General features: G+C 50.2%; 19 protein-coding genes and 1 pseudogene (1 of these 20 running past the window's edge). 16 read left to right on the plus strand and 4 right to left on the minus strand.

The genetic code is table 11. The features are described from left to right. Positions 1-318 precede the first annotated feature (318 nt). Positions 319-3,039: a preprotein translocase subunit SecA gene (gene secA, locus MP213Fo_RS10365; RefSeq protein WP_421088949.1), complete on the minus strand. Its 2,721-nt coding sequence runs from the start codon at positions 3,037-3,039 to the stop codon at positions 319-321. A gap of 514 nt (positions 3,040-3,553) precedes the next feature. Between secA and MP213Fo_RS10370 the strand changes: the two genes are divergently transcribed. The 5 genes from MP213Fo_RS10370 to MP213Fo_RS10390 all read left to right on the plus strand — a co-directional run bounded on the left by MP213Fo_RS10370 (position 3,554) and on the right by MP213Fo_RS10390 (position 7,495). Continuing rightward, a complete protein-coding gene (locus tag MP213Fo_RS10370; RefSeq protein WP_421088950.1) occupies positions 3,554-4,480 on the plus strand; it encodes a peptidylprolyl isomerase in 927 nt (308 codons plus the stop codon). Positions 4,481-4,647: 167 nt separating this feature from the next. After that, positions 4,648-5,901: a bifunctional glutamate N-acetyltransferase/amino-acid acetyltransferase ArgJ gene (argJ, locus tag MP213Fo_RS10375; RefSeq protein WP_421088951.1), complete on the plus strand. Its 1,254-nt coding sequence runs from the start codon at positions 4,648-4,650 to the stop codon at positions 5,899-5,901. A 7-nt stretch (positions 5,902-5,908) separates the two neighbouring features. Next, positions 5,909-6,697, plus strand: a complete 789-nt coding sequence (locus MP213Fo_RS10380) for a GNAT family N-acetyltransferase (protein ID WP_421088952.1) — start codon at positions 5,909-5,911, stop codon at positions 6,695-6,697. Between the two features lie 9 nt (positions 6,698-6,706). After that, positions 6,707-7,117 carry a (deoxy)nucleoside triphosphate pyrophosphohydrolase gene (locus tag MP213Fo_RS10385; RefSeq protein WP_421088953.1) on the plus strand — a complete coding sequence of 137 codons (411 nt, stop codon included), beginning with the start codon at positions 6,707-6,709 and terminating at the stop codon, positions 7,115-7,117. Between the two features lie 123 nt (positions 7,118-7,240). Next, positions 7,241-7,495 (plus strand): hypothetical protein, encoded by a 255-nt coding sequence (locus MP213Fo_RS10390; protein ID WP_421088954.1) that lies wholly within the window; start codon positions 7,241-7,243, stop codon positions 7,493-7,495. Between the two features lie 157 nt (positions 7,496-7,652). On the opposite strand, the gene MP213Fo_RS10395 is transcribed toward MP213Fo_RS10390, so the two are convergent. Continuing rightward, positions 7,653-8,543 (minus strand): methyltransferase domain-containing protein, encoded by an 891-nt coding sequence (locus tag MP213Fo_RS10395; protein ID WP_421088955.1) that lies wholly within the window; start codon positions 8,541-8,543, stop codon positions 7,653-7,655. Positions 8,544-8,736: 193 nt separating this feature from the next. On the opposite strand from MP213Fo_RS10395, the gene MP213Fo_RS10400 reads away from it, so the two are divergent. From MP213Fo_RS10400 to MP213Fo_RS10415, 4 genes are all read left to right on the plus strand, one after another. Further along, positions 8,737-9,507: a double zinc ribbon domain-containing protein gene (locus MP213Fo_RS10400; RefSeq protein WP_421091101.1), complete on the plus strand. Its 771-nt coding sequence runs from the start codon at positions 8,737-8,739 to the stop codon at positions 9,505-9,507. Between the two features lie 88 nt (positions 9,508-9,595). Beyond that, positions 9,596-9,862, plus strand: coding sequence for a glutaredoxin 3 (gene grxC, locus MP213Fo_RS10405; RefSeq protein WP_421091102.1), 267 nt, complete (start codon positions 9,596-9,598; stop codon positions 9,860-9,862). A 119-nt stretch (positions 9,863-9,981) separates the two neighbouring features. After that, entirely contained in the window at positions 9,982-10,851 is an 870-nt protein-coding gene (locus MP213Fo_RS10410) for a carbon-nitrogen hydrolase family protein (RefSeq protein ID WP_421088956.1), read from the plus strand. Beyond that, the gene (locus MP213Fo_RS10415) at positions 10,848-11,273 is read left to right on the plus strand and encodes a DUF1178 family protein (RefSeq protein WP_421088957.1); all 426 of its coding nucleotides are present in this window, start codon (positions 10,848-10,850) and stop codon (positions 11,271-11,273) included. Before MP213Fo_RS10410 ends, MP213Fo_RS10415 begins: the two co-directional genes overlap by 4 nt. 222 nt (positions 11,274-11,495) lie before the next feature. Here the strand turns inward: MP213Fo_RS10415 and ubiG are convergent, their stop codons facing one another. Beyond that, positions 11,496-12,260, minus strand: coding sequence for a bifunctional 2-polyprenyl-6-hydroxyphenol methylase/3-demethylubiquinol 3-O-methyltransferase UbiG (gene ubiG, locus MP213Fo_RS10420; RefSeq protein ID WP_421091103.1), 765 nt, complete (start codon positions 12,258-12,260; stop codon positions 11,496-11,498). A 202-nt stretch (positions 12,261-12,462) separates the two neighbouring features. Between ubiG and MP213Fo_RS10425 the strand changes: the two genes are divergently transcribed. The 7 genes and pseudogenes from MP213Fo_RS10425 (at position 12,463) to MP213Fo_RS10455 (ending at position 24,840) form a co-directional block, all read left to right on the plus strand. After that, complete coding sequence (locus MP213Fo_RS10425) at positions 12,463-13,716, plus strand: aspartate kinase (protein WP_421088958.1); 1,254 nt, start codon at positions 12,463-12,465, stop codon at positions 13,714-13,716. Between the two features lie 532 nt (positions 13,717-14,248). Further along, positions 14,249-16,519: a phosphoenolpyruvate--protein phosphotransferase gene (gene ptsP, locus MP213Fo_RS10430; protein WP_421088959.1), complete on the plus strand. Its 2,271-nt coding sequence runs from the start codon at positions 14,249-14,251 to the stop codon at positions 16,517-16,519. Between the two features lie 131 nt (positions 16,520-16,650). Then, a complete protein-coding gene (gene prfA, locus MP213Fo_RS10435; RefSeq protein WP_421088960.1) occupies positions 16,651-17,727 on the plus strand; it encodes a peptide chain release factor 1 in 1,077 nt (358 codons plus the stop codon). Between the two features lie 44 nt (positions 17,728-17,771). Then, a complete protein-coding gene (gene prmC / locus MP213Fo_RS10440) occupies positions 17,772-18,629 on the plus strand; it encodes a peptide chain release factor N(5)-glutamine methyltransferase (protein ID WP_421091104.1) in 858 nt (285 codons plus the stop codon). Positions 18,630-19,087: 458 nt separating this feature from the next. Beyond that, a pseudogene (locus MP213Fo_RS10445) lies at positions 19,088-19,537 on the plus strand (DUF4167 domain-containing protein); the annotation flags it as partial. A 967-nt stretch (positions 19,538-20,504) separates the two neighbouring features. Continuing rightward, a complete protein-coding gene (gene clpB / locus MP213Fo_RS10450; protein WP_421088961.1) occupies positions 20,505-23,084 on the plus strand; it encodes an ATP-dependent chaperone ClpB in 2,580 nt (859 codons plus the stop codon). A gap of 322 nt (positions 23,085-23,406) precedes the next feature. Beyond that, on the plus strand, positions 23,407-24,840 hold the full coding sequence (locus MP213Fo_RS10455; RefSeq protein ID WP_421088962.1) for a L,D-transpeptidase: 1,434 nt from the start codon (positions 23,407-23,409) through the stop codon (positions 24,838-24,840). Positions 24,841-24,908: 68 nt separating this feature from the next. On the opposite strand, the gene MP213Fo_RS10460 is transcribed toward MP213Fo_RS10455, so the two are convergent. Next, positions 24,909-25,973 carry the 3' portion of a peptidoglycan DD-metalloendopeptidase family protein gene (locus tag MP213Fo_RS10460; RefSeq protein ID WP_421088963.1) on the minus strand. The gene runs 897 nt beyond the window's last position, so the window shows 1,065 of its 1,962 coding nt (coding positions 898-1,962); the start codon falls outside the window, past its right edge; it ends in the stop codon at positions 24,909-24,911.

Consider the following 25,973-nt stretch of genomic DNA (forward strand, 5'->3'; position numbering starts at 1 on the left):
AGCGTTCCGTCAGCTGTCTCGGCAGCAGACGTTCACAAAATGATGTGATTTCAAATCCGGCGGGCAAAATGTCCTCGCAACTACATACAACTTACAAATAATTGTTCTGACACAGATAAGTTTATAAGTCAGCTGATAGAATTACAGATGAACAGGCAATAAAAAACACCGCCTGTATTTTTCAGGCGGTGTTGATATTGACTAGAGCGGGTAACAATCGGATTAGATCGCAGCGCTCGCTCTAGATTTTAGGCTTCTCGCATTTTCATACCTATCAAGTCGATTCAACTTGATAGTGAAATACCCTAGCTTGACTGATCAGGCAAAAGAACCGTGGCAATGTTTATATCGTTTGCCCGAGCCGCAAGGGCAGGCTTCATTGCGGGCAACACGCCCCCATGTTGCCGGATTATTCGGATCACGGTTCTCTGGGGCAACAAAACGGTCATTGTCAACCAGCTGGGCACCTTCACCAAAATCATCTTCGCCGGTGCTGCCATCAATATGGTGGCCCTGCATTTCAGGCAGTTCCGGTAATTCGGTTTGCGGTTCATCGCGCATGATTTCAACGCGCATCATCTGAGATGTCACAACCTCACGAAGATTGGTCAGCATAGCCTGAAACAGTTCAAAGCCTTCAGTCTTATACTCATTGAGCGGATCACGCTGCGCATAGCCACGGAAACCGACAACTGAACGCAGATGATCAAGATTGACCAGATGCTCACGCCACAGATTGTCAAGCGATTGCAGGACAACAGATTTCTGCACATATGTCATTATCTGCGGGCCGAAGCGCTCAGCACGTTCTTGTGCAACCTTATCGGCAGCTTCTTTGACGCGTTCTTCAATTTGCTCTTCGGCAATGCCTTCTTCTGCTGCCCATTCTTCAATCGGCAAGTCCAAATTCAGAACTTTTAGCACTTCTTCTTTGAGTTCAGCGGTCTTCCACTGTTCTGCATAAGCGTTTTCAGGAATATGACTGCGAACCAGATCCTCAATCACTTCATGGCGCATTTCATTGATGGCATCCGTCAAATCTTCGGCATCCATCATTTCCAGACGTTGTTCAAAGATCACCTTACGCTGATCATTCATCACATCGTCGTATTTGAGCAGGTTTTTGCGGATTTCAAAGTTACGGGCTTCAACCTTTTTCTGAGCCTTTTCCAGCGCCTTATTGATCCACGGATGCACAATGGCTTCGTCTTCTTTCAGACCAAGCTTTTGCAGCATATTGTCCATACGGTCCGAGCCGAAAATACGCATCAGATCATCTTGCAATGACAGGAAGAACTTGGATTTGCCCGGATCCCCCTGACGGCCTGAACGACCGCGGAGCTGATTGTCAATACGACGGCTTTCATGGCGCTCTGTGGCCAGAACGTAAAGGCCACCGGCTGCCAGTGCTTTTTCTTTGTTGCGGGCAATATCGGCTTTCAGCTCGATAATTTTAGCATCGCGTTCCGGGCCTTCCGGCACATCTGCCAGCTCGACCTTGATACGCATTTCCAGATTGCCGCCGAGCTGAATATCGGTACCGCGGCCGGCCATATTGGTTGCAATGGTGATAGCACCCGGCACACCGGCCTGAGAAACGATATAGGCTTCCTGCTCATGATAACGGGCATTCAAAACCTGAATGTTTTTTACGCCGTCGCTTTTCAGGCGCTCTGCCAGAAGTTCCGATTTTTCAATCGAGGTTGTACCAACAAGAACCGGCTGATCTTTATCATGTGCTTCGCGGATATCGCGGATAATGGCTTTATATTTTTCGTCAACCGTACGGTAGACTTCATCGTCGGAATCAATACGTGCAATCGGCATATTGGTCGGGATGATTGCAACTTCGAGGCCGTAAATATTGCCGAACTCTTCTGCTTCTGTTGCAGCTGTACCGGTCATACCGGCAAGCTTGGTATACATGCGGAAATAGTTCTGAAAGGTGATGGATGCCAGTGTCTGATTTTCAGGCTGGATTGTCACATGTTCTTTGGCTTCCAGCGCCTGATGCAGACCTTCCGAATAACGTCGACCCGGCATCATACGGCCGGTAAATTCGTCGATAATCACCAGTTCGTCGTTACGAACGATATAATCTTTATCGAGCTGGAACAGCTTGTGAGCGCGCAAAGCATTGTTGAGGTGATGCACCACCGACACATTTTCGATGTCATAAAGGCTTTCACCTTTAAGATGACCGGCAGCTTCCAACAGTTTTTCGATTTTTTCAGTGCCGATTTCGGTGAAAATCGCAGTTTTCTGCTTTTCATCGACTTCAAAATCCTCAGCTTCAAGCTGAGGAATAAAAGTATCGATCAGTGTATAAAATTCAGAACGATCTTCCAGGGGGCCTGAAATGATCAGCGGTGTACGCGCTTCATCGATCAGAATCGAATCAACTTCATCGACAATCGCGTAATTATGCTGGCGCTGCACCATCTGTGCGCGCTCATATTTCATGTTGTCGCGCAGGTAGTCGAAGCCGAGCTCGTTATTGGTCGCATAGGTGATATCGCAGGCATAAGCCTCCTTGCGCTGATCATCATCCAGACCATGCGCAATCACGCCAACGCTCAGACCGAGGAAATTATACAACACGCCCATTGTCTGCGCATCACGGGTGGCAAGATAGTCGTTAACAGTAACGACATGCACGCCTTTACCTTCAAGTGCATTGAGGTAAACCGGCAAGGTTGCCATCAGGGTTTTACCTTCACCAGTGCGCATTTCCGCGATTGAGCGCTCATGCAGCACGATACCGCCGATCAGCTGCACATCAAAGGGGCGCATACCGAGGACACGTTTTGCCGCTTCACGAACCGTAGCAAATGCATCCGGCAGAAGGTCATCAAGTGTCTTGCCGCTCTTGAGTAAGGCGCGGAATTCATCAGTTTTAGACTGAAGTTGGGCATCAGTCAGGGCTTCATAGTTTTTCTCAAGCGCAGTAATTGCCTCTGCGCGAGGACGAAGACCCTTGATACGGCGCTCATTGGATGAGCCGAAAATCATACGGGCGAGACCGCCAAAGCTGACCATTGCTGGTCCTTTCTTAAATCTTCAGCCAAGGCTGTCGCCACATATGCGGCGCGCTGTCATCGGCTTTATTTGTTTGTGCGAGACTTATGGCAAGAAATCACGCACTCGAAAAGACATTTCGCGCAATTTCTGTTTGGCAGCTCTCTGGACGCAAAGCCGATGGACAGATAAGAGGAGAGGGCGGCGATGTCAATGATTTGGCAAAATAGATGCTCAGATTTAGCAACAGAGATGCTTGGGGCAAAAGCAAAGATATTTGCTGCATTGAGCGGGTCACTCTGAGTTTTACAAGAAATTGGGAGATCTATTGTGACTAAAATTGTCGTATTGCCTATATATTAAACTGCTCTGATTAAAGCGGAGCAGTGATGTGGAACCGCTTTGATTGTTATTTGTGCATGATCGTGACCTACAAATGTGTTCATTTGACTGCGAAATGCTTGAGTTGGGGCGAAATAGCAAAATTCTGCCTTATTCATGGGACGGTACTTCGTTCCGAAGGAGAAATTCACTGATGACACGTACTCGTAAAATCCTGATTCAACTGGCCGCTGGTTTGCTGCTGAGCACTGCTGTCGGCAGCGCCTATGCACAGGATGCTGCTGCAAAGACTGAAACAACTGCAAAGCCGGCTGTTAAAAGCGATCCGAATAAGGTGCTTGCCACCGTTAATGGTGTGAAGCTGACTGAAGGTGAAGTTGATCAGGCATCGAGCGATCTTGATCCGCAGTTCTCGCGCTTGCCGGATGATCAGCGCCGTCTGGCTGCGCTGGCTGCCTTGGTAGACATTAAAGTTCTGGCCGCTGCCGCTAAAGCTGACAAGCTGGATGATGATGCAGCGTTCAAGCAGCGCCTTGAGTTCTTGAAAGACCGCGCTCTGCACAATGAGTATTTCCAGACTGCTATCGTTGACAAGATCACCGATGCGGAAGTGCGTGCACGCTATGATACTGAAATTGCAGCAATGCCTGCGAAAAACGAAGTGCGTGCCCGTCATATTCTGGTTAAAACCGAAGATGAAGCCAAAGCTATTATTAAAAAGCTTGAAGGCGGTGCCAAGTTTGAAGATCTGGCTAAAGAAAGCTCAACTGACGGCTCGGCCGCTCAGGGCGGTGATCTTGGCTATTTCGGTGAAGGCATGATGGTGCCGGAATTTGAAAAAGCTGCATTCGCACTTGACGTTGGCGGCTACACCAAAGAACCGGTTAAATCCCAGTTCGGCTACCATGTTATCAAGGTAGAAGATAAGCGGCAGCAGCAGCCACCGGCGTTTGATCAGGTTAAAGATCAGGTTCGCTCGATCGTTATCCGTGAAAAATACATTGAAATGATCAAAAAGCTGCGTGAGGCGACCAAAATCTCTTACGAAGATGAAGCCGTTGCCAAAGCAATGAAAGAGGCGGCAGACGCACAGGATGCTGCTGCAAAAGCCCCACAATAACCAAACTAATAAAATTGTTTGATAAATACATCACCTGCCCCGAAATTTCGGGGCAGGTGATTGCATCTGGCGGCCATTCATTCTTTATTATCCGCATCTACCAAAGCGGTTTCATGTTTCTTTGAAACAGCTTTTGACCAATCATCAGCATTTATTTTGAGGCACTCATGTCTGCGTCTGTTTCTCCGCTCGCTCCAAAACATTACCCTGCAATGCCGGTGATTACCGGTGTGCGAATGGCGACCGCTGAGGCGGGGATCAAATATAAAAACCGCACCGATGTATTGATGATGGTTTTTGACAAGCCTGCAGCCGTTGCCGGTGTCTTTACCCGCTCCAAATGCCCGTCTGCTCCGGTTGATTTCTGCCGTGAGAGCTTGAAACATGGCCAGACCCAGCCTTCTGCGAAAGTTGTGATTGTTAATTCCGGTAATGCCAATGCATTTACGGGTAAAAAAGGCCGTGAAACCACAATGGCGACAGCCAAAGCTGCCAGTGAAGCGCTGGGCTGTCAGAACCATGAAATTTTTCTCGCCTCAACCGGTGTTATCGGTGAACCACTTGATGCCGGCAAATTTTCGCATTTGTTTGATGATATGAATGCCCGTGCCGATGCTGATGGCTGGCTGGAGGCTGCCAAGGCCATCATGACCACCGATACTTACCCGAAAGTGGCGACAGAAACGGCACTGCTCGGTGGCGTGCCGGTGACGATTAACGGTATTGCCAAGGGTGCAGGCATGATTGCCCCCGATATGGCGACAATGCTGTCATTCATTGTAACAGATGCGCCGATTGCCTCCGATATATTGCAGGGGCTGCTCTCACAGGCTGTGGATTCGAGTTTTAATGCGGTGACAGTGGATAGCGATACCTCCACATCCGACACGCTGATGCTGTTTGCAACCGGCACTGCGGCTGAACGTGGTGCAGTTGCCGTGACATCAAGCGATGATGCGCGATTGGCGGAGTTTGATCGTGCACTGCGCAAAGTACTGAAAAACCTTGCCTTGCAGGTTGTGCGTGATGGTGAAGGTGCGCGTAAAATGCTCGAAATCACTGTCAAAGGTGCGGTTTCGGATGTTTCTGCCAAGCGCATTGCCATGTCCATTGCCAATTCACCGCTGGTTAAAACTGCGGCTGCCGGTGAGGATGCCAATTGGGGACGCGTGGTTATGGCTGTGGGTAAAGCTGGCGAGCCTGCGGATCGCGATCTGCTGGCGATCAGTTTCGGCCCTATCCGCGTTGCGGTTAATGGTGAGCGCGATCCAGCTTATTCAGAGCAGGCTGCATCAGATTATATGAAGGGTGAAGACATTGTCATCACTGTGGAGCTTGGTATGGGCGAAGGCACAGCCACTGTGTGGACCTGTGATCTGACCAAGGAATATGTTGCCATTAACGGCGATTACCGCTCCTGAGGTTATAATGCCTGTCAATGGCAATATTGCTGATCTGCTTATCATCCGGCAGATAGAAGAACTCGGTTTTCGTGCATGGCCTGCGGCTCAGGTCGTGCATGAAGGCAGCTGGGTGGTTCAGACAACATCTTATTATCCGTCAAAACGCGGTAATTCGGTTAATCTGCTTGATCCTGCTGATGATGCAGATCTGGAGATGCGGATTGCCGCCTGTGAGCAACACTTTATTGCGCTGGGGCAGCAACCGGTTTTTCGCCTGACACCATTGGCTCCAAAAGCACTTGCGGGTGGCTTGCATGCGCGGGGCTATCAGGCGCTTGGTGCATCGCTGGTTATGGCCTGCGATCTGCGTGAACACAGCTTGCTGAAGATGCCGCCAGCGCGTTTACCGCTACGGCTTGTGGCTTTCAGGCACGGGCAGGAAAGCGGTTATAGCCGTATTTCTGCGGCATTTCATGCGCGCCCTGAACCGCTGATTGAAGGGCTCGCACAATTATTGCGTAGTATTCAGCCACAAAAGTTTATGCTTGTCGGTTTTGCCGGTGCAGAACCGGCTGCGACATTGCTTTGCGTGAGTGATAAAGGATTTACCGGCTTGCTTGATCTGTGTATTGCTGAGAATTTCAGGCGGCGCGGATTTGCAAAGGCGCTGGTATTGCAGACACTATATGAAGCCCGACAACGTGGTGATCATACTATGTGGTTACAGGTCGAGGCCGATAATGCAGCGGCACAGGCGCTCTATCAGGCGTTAGGTTTTACGCCGGTTTATGATTATATTTATTATTGCAGATAGGCTTTTCTGATGAGTGATGGAAAAAAGATTGTTCTGGTTGTAGCCTGCGCATTGATTGACGCAGATGGCCGCATTCTTTTGGCGCAGCGGCCTGAAGGTAAAAACCTTGCCGGCCTGTGGGAGTTTCCCGGTGGTAAAGTTGAAAGCGGCGAAACCCCTGAAGCGGCGCTGATCCGTGAGTTAGAAGAAGAGCTTGGTATTATCACCAAACCGGCCTGTCTCGCCCCGCTGACTTTTGCCAGTTATGCTTATGAGAAATTCCATCTGCTGATGCCGCTGTATATTTGCCGCCGCTATGAAGGTATTGCCCGTTCGATGGAAGGGCAGGCATTGAAATGGGTTCGACCGCAGGATTTACGTAATTATCCTATGCCACCGGCAGATGAGCCGCTGATCCCGTTCCTGATCGACCTGTTGTAAAAAATTAACCATTTTCATATCATTAGGGCATGTTTTATCACTGACGCGAAATTTAAAACGGCTTTGTTAATCTCTGATTCACCGTCATGCCGCATGGTAGGATGACAAGGCCGGAGTATGACAATGAGCAGTGACCGCAGTCAGTATCAGTCTGAGTTTTTGACTGACTTTTTCAAAGAAGATACAAAGACCTCAACCAGATTTATGCCCGGTGCAAAAAGTGGTGTGATGCGCTTTGTGTTGTTGTTTGGCTCGGCAATTCTGGCTTTAGCCTTAGTGATCGTTCCGATTTTGAACGACAAAGCCAATAAAAAATCCGCACAATCCCTGTTTCCGACCAGCGTTGACATGATGTCGACCGCTTCGATAAAGCGCTAAACCCGTTTTAATCCGAAACCGAATGAGGGTAATAACAGGGCGTTTTTCGCTTAAAGCAAAATTTAAAACGCTCTGGAGCAGGTCGCAATCAACCTAATCATGCGACCTGCTCTTTTATTTTTTACCTCAGAGGTTTCTCACAATTCGTGAAGCGGCTTTAGGTTTTTGGTTTATTGGCCGAGGCCATCAGTGCATCAGCAAGAGATGCTTTGGCAGAGCCCGGTTTTAATGGCTTCTGCTGTGATTCATGCGGCGCCCAGCCCGACAGCCAGATAAAAGAAAATGTTGCGCGGATACGGCCATCCGGATCGCTGAAGCGCTCGGCATAAATCTCGGCAGCTCTGACAAAAAACGTGCGGCTGACCGGCCTGCGTGAGCGGCCAAGCAGGCTGTTGGCCATGCCCATGGCGCGGATATCAGCCATCAGTGCAAACATATTATCATAACGCACTGTTACATTTTCCAGATCAGTCACTGGTAATGCCAGACCTGCGCGCTGCAACAGGCCGCCCGCATCACGCACATCAGCAAAAGGTACAACACGCGGGCTGACACCTGAGTTCAGCTCGGATTCTGCCTGCAACAGTGATTCACGCAGTTCGCCCAAGGTTCCGGCACCGGCCATAGCACCCAAAAACAATCCGTCAGGTTTGAGCGCACGTTTGATCTGCATCATCAGCCCCGGCGTATCATTGGTCAGATGCAGTGATAATAGTGAGACGATCAGATCGGCACTTTGCGGCTCCAGCGGCAGATATTCAGTTGCCAGATTTGCGGGCGATTGCTGCGGCTGATAGTCGACAGTGTCGATTATGCCGGTCTTGCCGGAATTTTGCAGGCATTGTGCAATGGACTGTGTGTAGGGATTGATAATCACAGCGCGGTTAAATTTGCGTTCAACTGTGGTCAGCCGTTCGCCGAGATCCTGAATACAGCGCTCGAGCAAAAAATCAGCGCCATATACAGCACGTTTGCGCGCACGCTCCAGACGCTGGCGCAGCAATGCACTGTCAAAAATGGCGTTCGGATTGGTGTCCGTTCCCTGCATGGTTCCGTATCCCGTATAGTTTCAGCGTCGGTATCACAGGCCATATTGCTATGCATGATTGTCTTGGACAGTATCACAGCCTGTGGCATGGTGTTGTAGATGCGTTCAAACGGGGATGAATGCAATGGGGGAATTACCGGTCGCGCAGGAAACTATGACCTTTCATGCTGCAGGTATGGAAGAGAAAACGGCTATGAAACGCTTGCAGCGCAATCGCTTCATCAACGGATTATCACTGTCTTTAAAGCTCATTGCCGGACGCATTTTTCCACCCTTATGCTGGGGTTGTGATGCGCCTGTCTCGGATAATGGTACTTTGTGCGGGCATTGCTGGCAGGAGGTCGGCTTTCTGGAGATGCCGCTCTGTCCGGTTATGGGTACACCCTTCAGTCATGATCTGGGCGCTGGTTTTCTCTGCGGTGAAGCAATTGCCGATCCGCCGGTTTTTAAGCGTTTGCGCTCGGTTGCCCGCCATGAAGGGGCAATCCGTCATGCCAGTGTTGCGCTTAAATATTATGATAGGCTTGATCTGGCGCCATGGATGGCAAGATGGATGCAGCGCAGCGGGCATGCATTACTGGATGATTGTGATGTCATCATACCGGTGCCGCTGCACCGTAAGCGCTTGTGGCGCAGGCGGTATAATCAGGCGGCAGAGCTGGCGCGCAATCTGGCAAGACTGAGTGGTAAAGCCTATGAGCCAGCTGTGCTGATACGTCATAAAGATACACGCCAGCAGGCCGAGCTTAGCCGGAGTGAGCGCCAGCGCAATGTTGCGGGAGCATTTCATGTGCCGGATAAAGCACTGGTGAAAGTGCAGGGACGCAGAGTTTTATTGATTGATGATGTCTATACCACCGGCGCTACTGTTAAGGCTGCGTGCCGGGTTCTGCTCAAAGCAGGAGCAACGGATGTGGATGTTTTGACCTTCAGTCGTGTTTTATCTGAGACAAAAATTCAATAGATGCTGTTTGATACCAATAAATTAGCTAGCATATGCTTGGATGATCGCGCTTGCATGGTTATATATATGCAGGAATCTGGAGACTCTGATTATGAATGTTGAAATCTATACCCGTGATGGCTGCGGCTACTGCACCCGTGCTAAAAAGCTGCTTGATGTCCGTGCGCCGGGCTATACGGAATATAACGCTACGGTTGAACCAAAATACCGTGAAGAAATGATGACCCGTTCGGGTGGCACTACATTTCCGCAGGTATTTGTCGGTGCTGTGCATGTTGGCGGTTGCGATGACCTTTATGCGCTCGACCGGGACGGTAAACTAAAAACTTTGCTGGAAACAGGCGCGCTTGCCTGATTAACCGGACATTTGTCTGCTAGAGCCAATCCAGAGCGGGCGCTGCGATCCAATGTGACCGTTACCCGCTCTCATTTTGATTTGGCAGGCAAATGTTTGAAATTGTAAGGGGAGAAATAATGCCGGTAAATAATACAACTTTCAAAGCCGCAGCCATACAAATGCGCTCTAATGGTGATATGTCCGCCAATATTGAAGCGCTGAGCCAGATGGTTGGTGAAGCCGCCGCTAAAGGTGCTGATTATGTGCAGACACCTGAAAATACCGGTATTATCCAGAATGACCGCGCGCTGTATCGCGCGAGCCTGCATGGCGAACAGGATGATCCTGTGGTGCGCGAGGCGGCACTTCTTGCCAAGCGCTACGGCATTTATCTGCATATTGGTTCAACGCCGATTAATGTAGAGGGTGGTCTGATTGCCAATCGTGCGTTTCTTTTCGGGCCTGATGGTTCAAAAATTACGACCTATGACAAGATTCACATGTTTGATGTGGATTTGGACAATGGTGAAAGCTGGCGTGAATCCGACACTATTTCTGCAGGTGAGCGCGCAGTGATTGCCGAGCTGCCATTTATGAAGCTCGGTTTTGCCATCTGTTATGACATCCGTTTTCCGCAACTGTTTCGGGCGCAGGCTCTGAGTGGCGCTCATGTTATTACAGCACCGGCCGCGTTTACCCGCCAGACCGGTGAGGCACATTGGCATATTCTGCAGCGTGCCCGTGCGATTGAAAATGGTGCGTTTCTGATTTCTGCTGCACAGGGCGGCTTGCATAATGGGAACCGTGAGACTTACGGCCATTCCCTGATTGTTTCTCCTTGGGGTAAGATTTTGGCTGAGGCTGATCATGATAATCCGGCGGTGATCTATGCCGATATTAATGTTGCTGAAAGTGCAGCGGCACGCAACATGATCCCTAATCTCAAAAATGCCCGTGAGTTTAAACTGGAAACCATCAATGCGGGAGGCGTTGCGGCAAAGCTATGATGCGGTTTTCTCTGCACTGTGATCAGGCTCATGAATTTGAGGGCTGGTTTCGCAATAATGAGGATTTCGATGCCCAGACCGCGCGCGGTCTGGTGCAATGCCCGCTGTGTCATTCACCCAAAGTTACCAAGGCGCTGATGGCGCCTTCGGTAACAACAGGCCGTATCAAGGATAAAATAGCGGCGACTATGGGGGAAACCCAGCGTAAACTGCTGAATGAAATTCGTGAGATCAGCCGTAAAGTTAAAGAAAATGCTGATTATGTCGGCGATCGCTTTGCTGAAGAAGCCCGCAAAATTCATCACGGTGAAACCGCTGAGCGCGGTATTTACGGTGAGGCAACGCGCGAAGAAATTACCGCGCTGGTTGAAGACGGCGTTGAAATTATGCCGCTGCCAACTGATCCGGAAGATTACAACTGATCCTTTAATGCGGATCAGTTCTCTCCGGCTAGAGCGCAAACCGATCAGGTTGGATCGCAGTTCTCGCTCTGGATTTTAGCTTTTTCGCATGGACATAACTATCAAGTTGAAACAACTTGATAGTGAAATGCTGGGACCAAACACCTAGAGCGCTTCCGGTTTAGATTATAATATCGGAAACGCGCTACTTTTTTGTTCTTACGACTGATGAAGCGCCGGCTGTTATTTTCTCTGTGCCAGAACCATGTAATTCACATCAAGATCACGTGAGAGCTTCCAGCTGTCATTGAGCGGATTATAGCTGACGCCGGATTTTTCCAAAATCGTCAGGCCTGCTGCGTTCAAAGGCTTTTCCAGTTCTTCAGGACGCACCAGCTTGTCATATTGATGGGTGCCCTTCGGTAGCCAGCGCAGCACATATTCCGCGCCGATAATTGCCAGACCCCACGCTTTCAGCGTGCGGTTAATTGTGGCAACAAACATCAGCCCCTGCGGCTTTACCATTTTAGCGGTTTCAGACATGAATAAATCCACATCTGAAACATGTTCAACAACTTCCATATTCAACACGATGTCAAATTGTTCATTTGCATCGGCCAGTGCTTCAGCGGTTGTGGCACGGTAATCAATATCAATGCCCATTTCCTGAGCATGGATTTTGGCAACTTCAATATTGGTTGTTGACGCATCTGCGCCAATAACTGTTGCACCAAGCCTTGCCATCGGCTCACAAAGCAGGCCGCCACCGCAACCAATATCGAGAATACGCAGACCTTCGAACGGTTTGGCCGATAAAGGATCGCGGTTAAAATGCTTGCAAATATGTGCTTTGATATAATCGAGACGGGTCGGATTGAACTTATGGAGCGGGCGGAACTTGCCTTGCGGATTCCACCATTCACTGGCAATGCGGGAAAAATGCGCAATTTCAGCCGGATCAATCGTCGTGCGGCCAGATACAGCTTCGGGCTGATCCTTTTGGGACATATTCGACATTGTCATCTCCATTTTCTGATATCGGACCTGATCACAGAAGGCTCTTGTCCGTTGGCTGGTTAAAGTCAAGTATCTTTTAGCGCAGATTTGCTTGCGAAGTGAGCATAATTTAGGTATGTCAGCTTCACTCACCTGACCGGAGTACCGGCGGGTTCTTGTTGGTTCTCATTTTCATTCAGGACATGTCGACGTAATGGCACGCATTGTGATGAAGTTCGGCGGCAGTTCTGTGGCCGATATAGACCGGATCCGGAATGTGGCTCGTCACGTTAAGCGTGAAGTCGATTCCGGAAACGAAGTAGCAGTGGTGGTTTCGGCTATGGCCGGAAAAACCAACGAGCTTGTGGGTTGGACACGGGAAGCATCACCTATGCATGATGCCCGTGAATATGATGCTATTGTGGCATCAGGCGAGCAGGTCACTGCTGGTCTTCTGGCAATTGTATTGCAGTCAATGGGTGTTAATGCCCGTTCATGGCAGGGTTGGCAGATTCCGATTAAAACCGACACAACGCATGGTGCAGCACGCATTACCGATATTGACGGCTCGTTTCTGATCAAGCGTTTTGGCGAAGGTCAGGTGGCGGTGATTGCCGGCTTCCAGGGTATAAGCCCTGAAAACCGTATTTCGACGCTCGGACGTGGCGGCTCGGATACCTCAGCGGTCGCAATCGCGGCGGCTGTCAAAGCAGATCGCTGTGATATCTATACGGATGTGGATGGTGTTTATACCACCGACCCGCGTGTAGAGCCTAAAGCGCGCCGTATGGCAAAAATTTCATTTGAAGAGATGCTGGAAATGGCATCACTCGGCGCCAAAGTGCTGCAGGTTCGCTCTGTTGAACTGGCTATGGTGCATAAAGTGCGCACATTTGTGCGCTCAAGCTTTGAAGATCCGCATGCGCCGGGCATGGGCGATCCGCTCAACCCTCCCGGAACGCTGATTTGCGACGAGGAAGAAATCGTGGAACAACAGGTCGTTACAGGTATCGCTTTCGCCAGAGATGAAGCTCAGATTTCCCTGCGCCGTGTGGCTGACCGCCCGGGCGTATCGGCTGCGATTTTCGTGCCGCTGGCCGAAGAGCACATCAATGTTGATATGATTGTTCAGAATGTGTCGGAAGATGGTTCCAAGACCGACATGACCTTTACCGTGCCATCGGGCGATATGGATAAAGCTGTGCATGCGCTGGATAAGGTTAAGGCTGAAATCGGCTGTGATTCAATCCAGTCTGAAACCGGCCTTGCAAAAATCTCGGTGATCGGCACCGGCATGCGTTCACATGCAGGTGTTGCCGCGACTGCATTTAAAGCACTCGCCGAAAAAGGTATCAATATTCGTGCGATCACCACATCCGAGATCAAAATCTCGATTTTGATCGACAGCGCCTATACGGAGCTTGCGGTACGTACCCTGCATTCGGTTTATGGGCTTGATAAGCACTGATCTGCTCTTAAGTTTTAGAATTTCTGGAAGGCAGTGCTTACGGGCGCTGCCTTTTTTGTTGCCGGTGCTGTCTTTGAGGGTTTCACGTAGACTAAGCTTAGATTCGAATGCCCATACAGGGTGTAGGAAATCTTTGAGCTATGCAAATAACGCATAGCTCAGGCGTGGATATTTCAGTTAAACTCTCATTGATAGCTGTGAGGCTGGGTGAAAGACGGAGCATCCGGTTCTGGCGATGATTTGTTGATAGATAAGATTTAATCGTTTTATGCCACATTTTAAGCACCTGAAGTGACATAAGAGCATAATCACAACGAAGATTTGATGATTTGACTCTAGACGCTCGTGCTAAAAATGCTCACAAGCAAAATAAACTGAGCTATGCACATGCGGGGTGATTCGTAATCAGATAACCCGTGGCAGATTTTAGGGGCTTTCAGGCAAGAGCCTTCAATCTGTCGTGATGATAGTGGTGATGATATTGGGCATGTGATAATTTCGCATGGAATATCTGGAGGAGCATTGAGATCCTATGCGTGAGCTGACAGCCGGACCCCGGATTTTGCTCAAGCGTCTTCGCGCCCTGATGGCTGAAGCGCTCGAACCGCAGGAACGCCTTGACCGTATTGTGCGTGCAATCGCGCAAAATATGGTGGCGGAGGTCTGTTCTTTTTACGTACTCCGATCCGACGAAATTCTTGAACTTTATGCAACAGAGGGATTGAACCCGCAATCTGTGCATCTGGCGCAATTGCGGCTGGGGCAGGGGCTTGTCGGCACAATTGCAGCAACCGCGCGCCCGCTCAACCTGACGGATGCGCAGAGCCACCCGGCTTTTACCTATCTGCCTGAAACCGGCGAAGAAGTTTATAATTCATTTCTGGGGGTTCCGGTGCTGCGCGCTGGCCGCACCATGGGTGTGCTGGTGGTGCAGAACCGCACCAAGCGCGCCTATCGGGAAGATGAGCTGGAAGCGCTTGAAACCACAGGTATGGTGCTGGCTGAGATGGTGGCATCAGGCGATCTGACTCGTTTGGCGCGCCCGGGCGTTGAGCTGACCAATGGCCGCTCCGTGAGTTTTAACGGTCACGCCTATAATGAAGGTGTGGGGCTTGGCCATGTGTTACTTCATGAGCCGCGCATTGTTGTGACCAACCTCTTCAACGAAGATATTACGCATGAAATTGCCCGCCTTGATGAGGCAATGGGCTCTTTGCGGTTGTCGATTGATGATATGCTGACGCGTCGTGATGTGGCGATGGAGGGGGAACACCGTGATGTGTTGGAAGCTTACCGGATGTTTGCCCATGACCGCGGCTGGATGCGCCGCCTTGAAGAGGCGATCCGCAATGGTTTGACAGCGGAAGCTGCGGTTGAAAAAGTGCAGAGCGACACCCGCGCCCGTATGATGCATCTGAGCGATCCTTATATGCGTGAACGCCTCAGCGATTTTGATGATCTGGCAAACAGGCTGATGCGCCAGTTGATGGGCTATGATCCGGCAGTTACTGCCGAGGTTATGGCCAAGGATTCAATCATTGTTGCACGCTCGATGGGGGCTGCGGAATTGCTGGATTATCCGCGCGAAAGGTTACGTGGTCTGGTGCTGGAAGATGGCGCCACCACCAGCCATGTGGTGATTGTGGCGCGCGCTATGGGTATTCCGGTTGTGGGGCAAGCCAAAGGGGCGGTGGCGCTGGCTGAAAACGGCGATGCTATTATTATTGACGGCGAAGATGGCCGTGTGCATTTGCGCCCGCAAACAGATGTGGAATCTGCTTATGCCGAGAAAGTGCGATTTCGCGCCAAGCGGCAGGCTTTGTATCGCGAGTTGCGGGATGAGCCTTCGGTTACCAAAGACGGCCAGTCGATTGCCTTGCTGATGAATGGCGGCCTGATTGTTGATTTACCACAGCTGAAAGAATCTGGCGCTGAAGGTGTCGGGCTGTTTCGTACCGAGTTGCAATTTATGGTGGCCTCGACTTTCCCGCGCTCGGGCCAGCAGGAAAAGCTCTATCGTGCGGTGCTGGAAGCTGCTGGCGATAAACCGGTGACATTTCGTACGCTGGATATTGGCGGCGATAAGGTCTTACCGTATTTTCGCTCCAATGCTCATGAAGAGAATCCGGCTATGGGCTGGCGGGCAATCCGCTTGGCACTTGACCGGCCGGGGCTGATGCGCACCCAGATCCGCGCATTGCTGAAAGCGGCAGGCGGGCGTGAGTTGCGCATTATGCTGCCGATGGTAACAGAAGTGGCCGAGGTCAAAGCCACCCGTGAGATTATCGAGCGTGAGGTCAGCTATCTGACGCGTTTTGACCATGCTTTGCCAACCGCTTTAAAAATCGGCGCCATGATTGAAGTACCGTCCTTGCTGTGGCAGCTGGATGAGTTGATGGATGTGGTGGATTTTGCATCGGTTGGCTCAAATGATCTGTTTCAGTTCATTATGGCTGTTGATCGTGGTAATGCGCAGATTGCAGATCGCTTTGATCAGCTTTCTCCGGCGTTTTTGCGTGTGTTGCTGCAAATTGCCGAAGCGGGCAAACGCCATGGCAAGCCGGTGACACTCTGCGGCGAGATGGCCGGCAAACCTTTGACAGCTATGATGCTGATCGGACTTGGTTTTCGCTCTATTTCAATGTCGGCGGCGGCTATCGGCCCGGTGAAAAACATGTTGCTGTCATTGGATGCTGAGGCATTGAATGTGATGCTGAAAGAGCTCGTGCACCGGCCGGATGCGAATGGTTCAATCCGTGAAAACCTGGTTCGCTATGCTGCCGAGCATCATATTCAGTTATAGAACCACTTTTATTACTGGCTTATATTTCGCAATCAAGGGTTTCCACTTGATTGCGAAATGCTTTATGGGTGCAGGCAACAGGGCGCAAACCGCCAAATTTTAACACTATAAGCATATTTCAGGGAAATCGGATGGTTGCACTGCCGCAAGACAGAATGGATCAGGTGTTGAAGCGCTTCATGATGCTTGAAGCGCAGATGGCCGATAATCCAAACCCTGAAACCTACGTAAAACTCGCTTCAGAATATTCGGGTCTTGAAGATGTTGCGCTTAAAATTCGTGAGCTACAGCATGCACGCGATGAGCTGCGTGATCTGAAAGCTATGCGTGATGATGTGTCTGGCGATGCCGAGATGCGTGCATTGGCTGAAATGGAAATTCCGGATATTGAAAACCGTTTGAGTGCGCTCGAAGCGGAGATACAGATTTTGCTGCTGCCCAAAGATGCGGCAGATGAGAAAAACGCAATTCTGGAAATTCGCGCCGGTACCGGGGGCAATGAGGCTGCGTTGTTTGGCGGTGATCTGTTTCGGATGTATGAGCGTTTTGCTGCTAATAAAGGCTGGAAGGTTGAGCTGGTTTCCGCCAGTGAGGGTGATGCCGGTGGTTATAAAGAAATTATCGCGACAATTTCCGGTAAGGGCGTGTTCTCAAAGCTGAAATTTGAATCCGGCGTGCATCGTGTGCAGCGTGTGCCTGATACGGAGGCCAGCGGGCGTATTCATACATCAGCGGCAACAGTTGCTGTGCTGCCTGAGGCTGAAGATATTGATATTGAAGTGCGCAATGAAGATATCCGCATTGATACGATGCGTGCATCGGGCGCTGGCGGCCAGCACGTTAATACTACGGATTCCGCCGTGCGTATTACCCATATTCCCACCGGCATTATGGTGGTTCAAGCTGAAAAATCCCAGCATCAAAACCGCGCGCGCGCAATGCAGATTTTGCGGGCACGACTTTATGATATGGAGCGCCAGCGTGCAGATAATGAGCGCTCGGAAGCGCGTCGTACGCAGGTTGGCTCCGGTGATCGTTCCGAGCGCATCCGCACATATAATTTTCCGCAAGGCCGTGTCACCGATCATCGCATTAATCTGACACTATATAAGCTTGATCGGGTGATGATGGGGGAGCTGGACGAATTGGTGGACGCACTGATTTCTGATCATCAGACCGCATTGCTGACCGAAATGGGTGATAGTTGATCGTGATGATACACACTCCGGACGTGAATCCCGAGACGCCTGAAATGCCTGCCACACTTGGCCAGCTTATGACTTATGTGCGGCTTGCACTGCGTAGCGCAGATATTGCCAGTGCTGATATGGATGCCCGTTTGTTGGTGCAGGCTCTCAGCGGCTGTGACCTTACTGATCTTGTGATCCGTCAGGATTTGCCTGTATCTGCTGAAATTTATGAGCGTCTTAATCATGCAATTATGCGCAGAGTGGCCGGAGAGCCGGTACACCGAATCATCGGTGAGCGTGAATTTTACGGTCTGATTTTTACACTGAATGCCGACACGCTGGAGCCGCGCCCTGATACTGAGGCATTGATTGGTCTGGTTTTGCCATTTCTTCGCGATAAGGTTTCGGAAAATACTTTTGCCGATCTTCTGGATATGGGCACCGGTAGCGGTGCTATCGTTGTGACCCTGCTGCATGAAGTACCGCAAAGCCGTGGTGTTGCTGTGGATATTGCTCACGGCGCTCTTGAGGCTGTGCGTATCAATGCCAGTCGTGCCGGCGTTTCATCGCGTTTAGCAACATTGCAGAGTGACTGGTTCCGTGCTGTTCGTGGAAAATATGACCTTATTGTCTCGAATCCGCCTTATATTCCGGCCAAAGTTGTACTGGAACTTGATAAAGGCGTAAAAGATTATGATCCGCGGATTGCGCTTGATGGTGGTGAAGACGGATTGAATTTTTATCGGTCTTTAGCGCAATATAGTGGCGGGCATCTGCGTGAAAACGGGATGGTAGCCGTGGAAATCGGGGCCGGACAGGCTGATGATGTGGAAGCTATTTTCGCAGAACACGCCTTGCGGTTGACTGGTACTGCAGACGATTTGGGCGGGCATAAGCGGGCTTTATCATTTCAGCGTTGACTTTAATGCTGAATACGCTCAAAAAAGACTTGGAATTTGCCGCGAACACGGCTAATTTCCCCGCACCGCTACTGTTTACACTTTCTGATGAATGTGTAAGAGATGCAGTAACACTTTGGGATGCTGTATATATTCCCTTTAAACCGGTTTCGATTTAAAGAATTATGCGGTAGTGCGTCGGACAGAGTTGTCAGCCTGAAGCCATATGTTTGAAAGCATATACATATAAATGCGCATTCGATGATGCGGAATTATATTGATGCTTCAAGGGTTTTGATCAGCGAGCTGTCTGGTGTTTTAACTGACCTCCTTTGCGGAGTTGCTGAAACGGCAGCACAAAACTTATATAAAATCATAAGCTGAAGGTGCGGGGCGCACTTTCCGTCATTGTAGTTATGAGATCGATCAGCTTGAGAGCTGAGAGGATTTCTTCGCCCCTAATCTGAAAAGAGATGAGTATGAGGCCAGCACAGCAGAACAGGCGCATGCGTGGACGGGGTAGCAATAATAATAATAACAATAACCGCAAGGGCCCTAATCCTCTGTCCCGTAACTATGAAAGTAACGGGCCTGATGTGAAAATCAGGGGCAATGCGCAGCATATTGCCGAAAAATATACGACCTTGGCGCGTGATGCGCAGGCGACCGGCGATAGGGTTATTGCAGAAAATTATTTGCAGCACGCTGAACATTATAATCGTATTATTCTCGCTGCGCAGGCGCAAAATCCTGTGCCATTACAGCGCGAAGAAAATTTCGACGACGATAATTATGATGATGACGATGTGATGGAACAGGGCAATTCCGGCCAATTGCATCAGGTTGTGCATCAGGAAGTTTATGACGGCAGCGGCCCGCAGCCGGTGATTGAAGGCACGCCTGCCGAAGTTATGTATGGCGAAGAAAACAGCCGGACATCAAACCGCAATCCGCGCCAGCAGAACAATCGCCCAGATCGCAGTAGTGACCGCAACTCTGATCGTAATCAGGGTGAGCGCAATTATAATGAGCGTAATGCGGGTGATCGTAACCAGAATGATCGCCAGCAAAATGACCGGAACCAAAATGACAGGCAAAGCCGCATGCAGCGTCCGCGCCGTCATCAGCGCCCGGACTATAATGCTGAACAAAGCAATGAAACAGCAGCGGTTAATGCTGCGCCGTTTGATTCGTCTTCTGAGCAGCCTGTTATTCATTCTCCAGTCTCAGCGCCAGTTCAGGCTGCAGCACCGGTTGTGACATCTGTTTTGGCCAGCCCTGCACCTGTTTCTGCGGCACCTGTTGCAATAGAGGCTCCAGCACCGGTTGTTGAAACACAGGTTGCGGAAGCGCCGGTTGTTCGCCGCCGCCCGCGTGTTGCAGCTGCCGCAGTGCGGGATGCAGATACTGCGACTGCACCTGTTGCTGCCGCTGCTCAGGTTGATGCGGATCAGGATGCCGGTAGTGAAGATACAGAAACGCGCCGTCCGCGCCGGGTTTTGCGCCCGCGCCGTACTGTGCGGACTGCCAGCGCCGATAATGAAGCGCAGGATCAGGACACCGCTTTGGCTAAAACCGAGTAATCGGATTGGTCTCATGTGCTTTTTAAAAACCGGCGGTTTATTCCGCCGGTTTTTTTATAATTGTGCCGAAAATGACCGGCTTTGAACTGCTGATATAAATGCTGGCTGTTCAAGCGGCTCTTAAAATGATTTTATAAATTATTCTTTTTCGCCAACCCCTTGCGAGGGCACCGGCACTGCACCATATCAATTTCATAAACAAGCTGCAGAATATAAAGCGCAGCATTTTATAATGGCTTCTGCCTCTAAGGGGGAGCCGTCACCAATGATCTGCCGGTGCCTTAAAGGGCTGGCAGGCGAGAAGGAGACATTTATGAATATTGAGAAATACAGTGAACGCGTTCAGGGCTTTATCCAGTCTGCACAAAGCCTCGCGTTGAATTCAGATAATCAGCAATTTATGCCTGAGCATTTGCTGAAGGTTTTGGTGGATGATGAAGAGGGTCTGGCATCGGGGCTGATTTCCCGTGCAGGTGGCCGTGTCACTGATATAAAAATTGCTTTGCAGGGTGCGCTTGCTGCACTGCCGAAAGTAACCGGTGGTAACGGTCAGCTTTATCTGGCGCCGGCACTTGCCAAAATTTTAACAACGGCAGAAGAACTGGCGACCAAATCCGGTGACAGCTATGTCACGGTTGAACGCTTGCTGACGGCTTTTACGCTGGAAAAAAGCGCGAAAACCTATGATATTCTGACCAAAGCCGGTGTAACTGCTAAGGCGCTTAATGAGGTGATTAATCAGATGCGTAAAGGCAGAACAGCTGACAGTGCATCTGCGGAAGCCAACTTTGAAGCACTGAAAAAATATGCCCGCGATCTGACAGAAGATGCGCGCAATGGCAAGCTTGATCCGGTTATTGGTCGTGATGATGAAATCCGCCGTACCATTCAGGTTTTGTCGCGCCGTACCAAAAACAATCCGGTGTTGATCGGTGAACCTGGCGTGGGTAAAACCGCTATTGCTGAGGGTCTGGCTTTACGTATTGTCAATGGTGATGTGCCGGAATCGCTCAAAGAAAAGCGGTTAATGGCGCTTGATATGGGCGCGCTAATTGCCGGTGCAAAATATCGTGGTGAGTTTGAAGAGCGTCTGAAGGCTGTGCTCAATGAAGTGCAGTCGGCGAATGGCGAGATTATTCTGTTCATTGACGAAATGCACACATTGGTTGGTGCCGGTAAATCTGACGGTGCGATGGATGCCTCTAACTTGCTCAAGCCTGCGCTTGCGCGTGGTGAGTTGCATTGTGTGGGCGCCACAACATTGGAAGAATACCGCAAATATGTGGAAAAAGATGCGGCGCTTGCGCGTCGTTTCCAGCCGGTATTTATTAATGAGCCGACTATTGAAGATACGATTTCGATCCTGCGTGGTTTGAAAGAAAAATACGAACAGCATCATAAAGTCCGTATTTCCGATTCTGCATTGGTTTCGGCTGCAAGCCTGTCAAACCGTTATATTACGGATCGGTTTTTGCCAGATAAAGCGATTGACCTTGTGGATGAGGCTGCCGCGCGTTTGCGGATGCAGGTGGATTCCAAGCCGGAAGAGCTGGATGAAATTGACCGCCGCGTGATGCAGCTGAAAATTGAACGTGAAGCTTTGAAGCTTGAAACCGACACCGCCTCGAAAGACCGGTTGCAGCGCCTTGAAAAAGAGCTGACTGATCTGGAAGAGGGGTCTGCTGAACTGACCGCGAAATGGCAGTCGGAAAAGCAGAAGCTTGGTTTTGCCGCGGATCTGAAAAAGCAGCTTGAAGACGCCAGAAATGCATTGGCTTCGGCACAGCGAAATGGTGAGTTCCAGAAAGCCGGTGAATTGGCTTATGGTACTATTCCGCAGCTGGAAAAACAGCTGAGCGATGCGGAAGCACAGGAAAATACCGGCACAATGCTGGAAGAAACTGTGTCGCCGGATCATATTGCCCAGATTATTTCACGCTGGACCGGTATTCCGGTTGATCGGATGTTGGAAGGCGAACGTGAAAAACTGCTGCGTATGGAAGATGAAATCGGCAAGCGGGTGATTGGTCAGGGGGAAGCTGTGCAGGCAGTATCGCGGGCGGTGCGCCGTGCCCGTGCCGGTCTGCAGGATCCTAATCGCCCGATTGGCTCGTTTATCTTCTTAGGCCCGACAGGTGTGGGTAAAACTGAGCTGACCAAAGCATTGGCCAGTTTTATGTTCGCTGATGATACGGCCATGGTTCGTATTGATATGTCCGAGTTTATGGAAAAGCATTCCGTATCCCGTCTGATCGGCGCGCCTCCGGGCTATGTCGGTTATGAAGAGGGTGGTGTGCTGACGGAAGCTGTGCGCCGTCGTCCTTATCAGGTGATCTTGTTTGATGAGATCGAAAAAGCGCATCCGGATGTGTTCAACGTGTTGTTGCAGGTGCTTGATGATGGCCGCTTGACTGACGGGCAAGGGCGTACGGTGGATTTCCGCAATACGCTGATCATTATGACCTCCAATCTCGGTGCAGAATATTTGGTTGCGCTGAATGAAGATCAGGATGTGGACAGTGTTCGCGATGAAGTGATGGGCGTGGTGCGCGCTTCATTCCGTCCGGAATTTCTCAACCGTGTGGATGAGATTATTCTGTTCCATCGTCTGCATCGTTCGGAAATGGGTGCGATTGTCGATATTCAGCTGGCAAGATTGCAAGATCTGCTGACAGATCGAAAGATCGAGCTGACGATTGAGGATGATGCCCGCAATTGGCTGGCTGATAAAGGCTATGATCCTGCTTATGGTGCGCGTCCGCTGAAGCGCGTGATTCAGAAGCAGGTTCAGGATCCGTTGGCTGAGAAAATTCTCGGCGGTGAAATTCTGGACGGATCGGTGGTTGATATATCGGCGGGGTCTGACCGTCTGGTTTTCCAGACCAAGCAATAAAGTCTGGTTTTCCAGACTAAAGGATAAAGCCTGGTTTCCAGATAGGAACCTGACTTCAGGTAGAAATTAATCAATGGCGCTGTCTGCTGATGGCGCCATTTTTTATGCGTTGAAATAAAATATATATCCGCCGGTTAATCTTCTTCATTTGCAGTTAAGCTATTAACCATAAAAATGCCTGATCTGTGCATGAAGCATAGCCGGAACAAATCAGTGATTTGCTGAATGAAGCAACATGCAGCTCTTTTAACCCCGATCAGGGGAGGGCTTGCGTATAATAGGGTGTAGAATGCACGATATGCGGGGAATTTTACGGAAAACTATGCTGGGCTTGTCTGCGACAGTGCTGACAAGCCTGACTTATGGAACCGTGAGTGCCGCGCCGTCAGGTGCTTCAAAAGCTGATGCGGCAGGTGAACGCCCCGTATTAATGGCCCAGCTTTATGATCCGGGTGAAGAAATTTATCAGGATGATAAAGTGCGGGTCTATATTGATCCGAGCGGACGACAGGTGACAATGGATCGCCATGGTAAGATTCTGCGTATTCAGGATCAGCCAAGCGGTTATCAGCAGCGCCCTGCACCACAGCCTCAATATGTTGCGCCAAATACTAATGACAACTGGACATTGAATGGTCCGGTGGATGGTGGCGCGCCTTATGACGGTTTTGCCAATGTGCCGGATGATGCGGGGGTGGATTATTATCCTGCGGCGCCGTCTTCCGGCCGTGGTGCTGTCAACAATGCCGCTGTTGAGCGGTCGAACCTGCCAAATGTCGGCGGTTCGGCGAATTATGATAATAATGAGTTCCAGCCGGCGATTGAAGATCCTTATGGTCAGGCGCCGGGCGGTACGTCTTTGCCTTCACCATCACAGCAAACACCGGCTGTGATTATGCCAAAGGGGCAAGGTGCTAAAACTAAAATAGCCTCTTATCAGATATTATTAGATCGCGCTGGCACATCACCGGGGGTGGTTGATGGTAAAGCCGGCAGCAATGTCGATAAGGCAACGGCCGCTTATTTTGAAGTGACAGGTATCAGTGTTAATCCTGCAGACGAAATGCAGGTTAATGCACAGCTTGAAGCAACCGGTGGCCCTGCCTTTACAGAATATACTATTTCCAATGAGGATATTGGCCGTTTTTATCTGGCATCTGTGCCTAATGATTATAGCGAAAAGGCCAAATTACAGGAAATGGCCTATGTCTCGCCGCGTGAGATGCTGGCCGAGCGCTTCCATATTGACGAAACTTATTTGCAGGAGATCAATCCCGGCATTAGCTTTCGTCAGCCGGGTGAGGTTATTCGTGTGCCAAATCTGGGTAAGCAAAAACGCCCTAAAGTGGCACGTATCATCGCTGATAAAGCGCGCAAGCAGGTGCGCGGTTATGATGAGAGTGGTAAACTTGTTGTTGCTTATCCATCAACCATTGGTTCAGCCGATAATCCTTCTCCGTCAGGTATTGTAACGGTGGAGCGGATCGCGATTAATCCGAATTATACCTATAATCCGAAGATTAATTTCAAGCAGGGTAATAATGACAAGGTTCTGACAATTCCGCCGGGGCCAAACGGCCCTGTGGGAACTGTGTGGATTGCACTGTCAAAGCCGACTTATGGTATTCATGGTACGCCTGATCCGTCACGGATCGGTAAAACATCAAGCCACGGCTGTATTCGGTTGGCAAACTGGGATGCGGAAGAACTGGCAAAGCTCGTTAAAGCCGGCGTTACGGTCGAGTTCACAGAATAAGCGCCTCTCTATGAAGGGGCATAGGTGATAGAGATAAAAGCAAGAGCAGTTTTACTGAAACTGCCCTGTCAGCTTTTTGCCTGTGTGGTGGCGGCAACTTTGGCTGTTGTATCGCTTTTACCATCCAGTAACTGGTCAATTCGATTGCGCTCGCGCATAAAGACTTCCAGCTGTTTGCCGCTTAACGACTGGCTGTTGGGCATGCGTATCCGCATCGGATCAACTTTTGTACCATTGACGATGACTTCATAATGCAAATGCGGCCCTGTTGAGAGGCCGGTGGAACCGACATAGCCGATCAGCTGCCCCTGACGTACCCGCACGCCGGGCGAAATGCCGGAAGCAATGGCATTTTGATGATTATAGCTTGTCTGATAACCATTGCCGTGGCGGATAATAGTCTGATTACCATAACCATTGGCCCAACCGGCTTTTTCAACGACACCATTACCGGCTGCCAAAATCGGTGTTCCGCGTGGCGCGCGCCAGTCAACACCGGTATGCATACGCACATAGCCAAGGATAGGATGGCGGCGTGCCCCGAATGGCGAGCCGAAGACGGCATTCGGCACTGGTTTTCTTAATAAAAACTGCTGAGCGCTACGGCCGTTTTCATCGTAATATTCAACACCGCCTTCCGGCGATTGATAGCGATAGAATTTTCGCGTGGTGCCACTCATATTAGCGCTGATATAAAGCAGCTGCGATTCATCATTGGCTGTGTCTGAATCTTCCGGCATAGAGAAAAACGCTTCAATCGTATCAGAGCGAGATACTTTGGATTGTAAATCCACATCATTAGCGAGCATTTTCACCAATTGCCGTGCCATATCGCTGGTCATGCCATAGGCAAGTGCGGATTTGTAAATGGCATCATAAACCGATGGCAGTTCACCGCGAATAGTTGGCAGCGGCGCTGTGTCATCAAAAGCAGTTTGCAGCAGCGGTGTCATTTCCGGTTCATCAGAAGGCACATATTGTTTCTGATCATCCAATGCGACCGTAACAATATGGGTGGTGCCATTATAAAGTGTAACACGGACAATGTGATCTTCATTTTCTGAAGACATCACGCCGACGCGCAAAACACTACCGGCCTTCAGGCGTGGCGAATTCATCAGCTTGGCAAGTGC

Origin of the sequence: Pseudochrobactrum mosebachae (assembly GCF_048914685.1) — a bacterium.
Classification (GTDB): Bacteria; Pseudomonadota; Alphaproteobacteria; order Rhizobiales; family Rhizobiaceae; genus Pseudochrobactrum.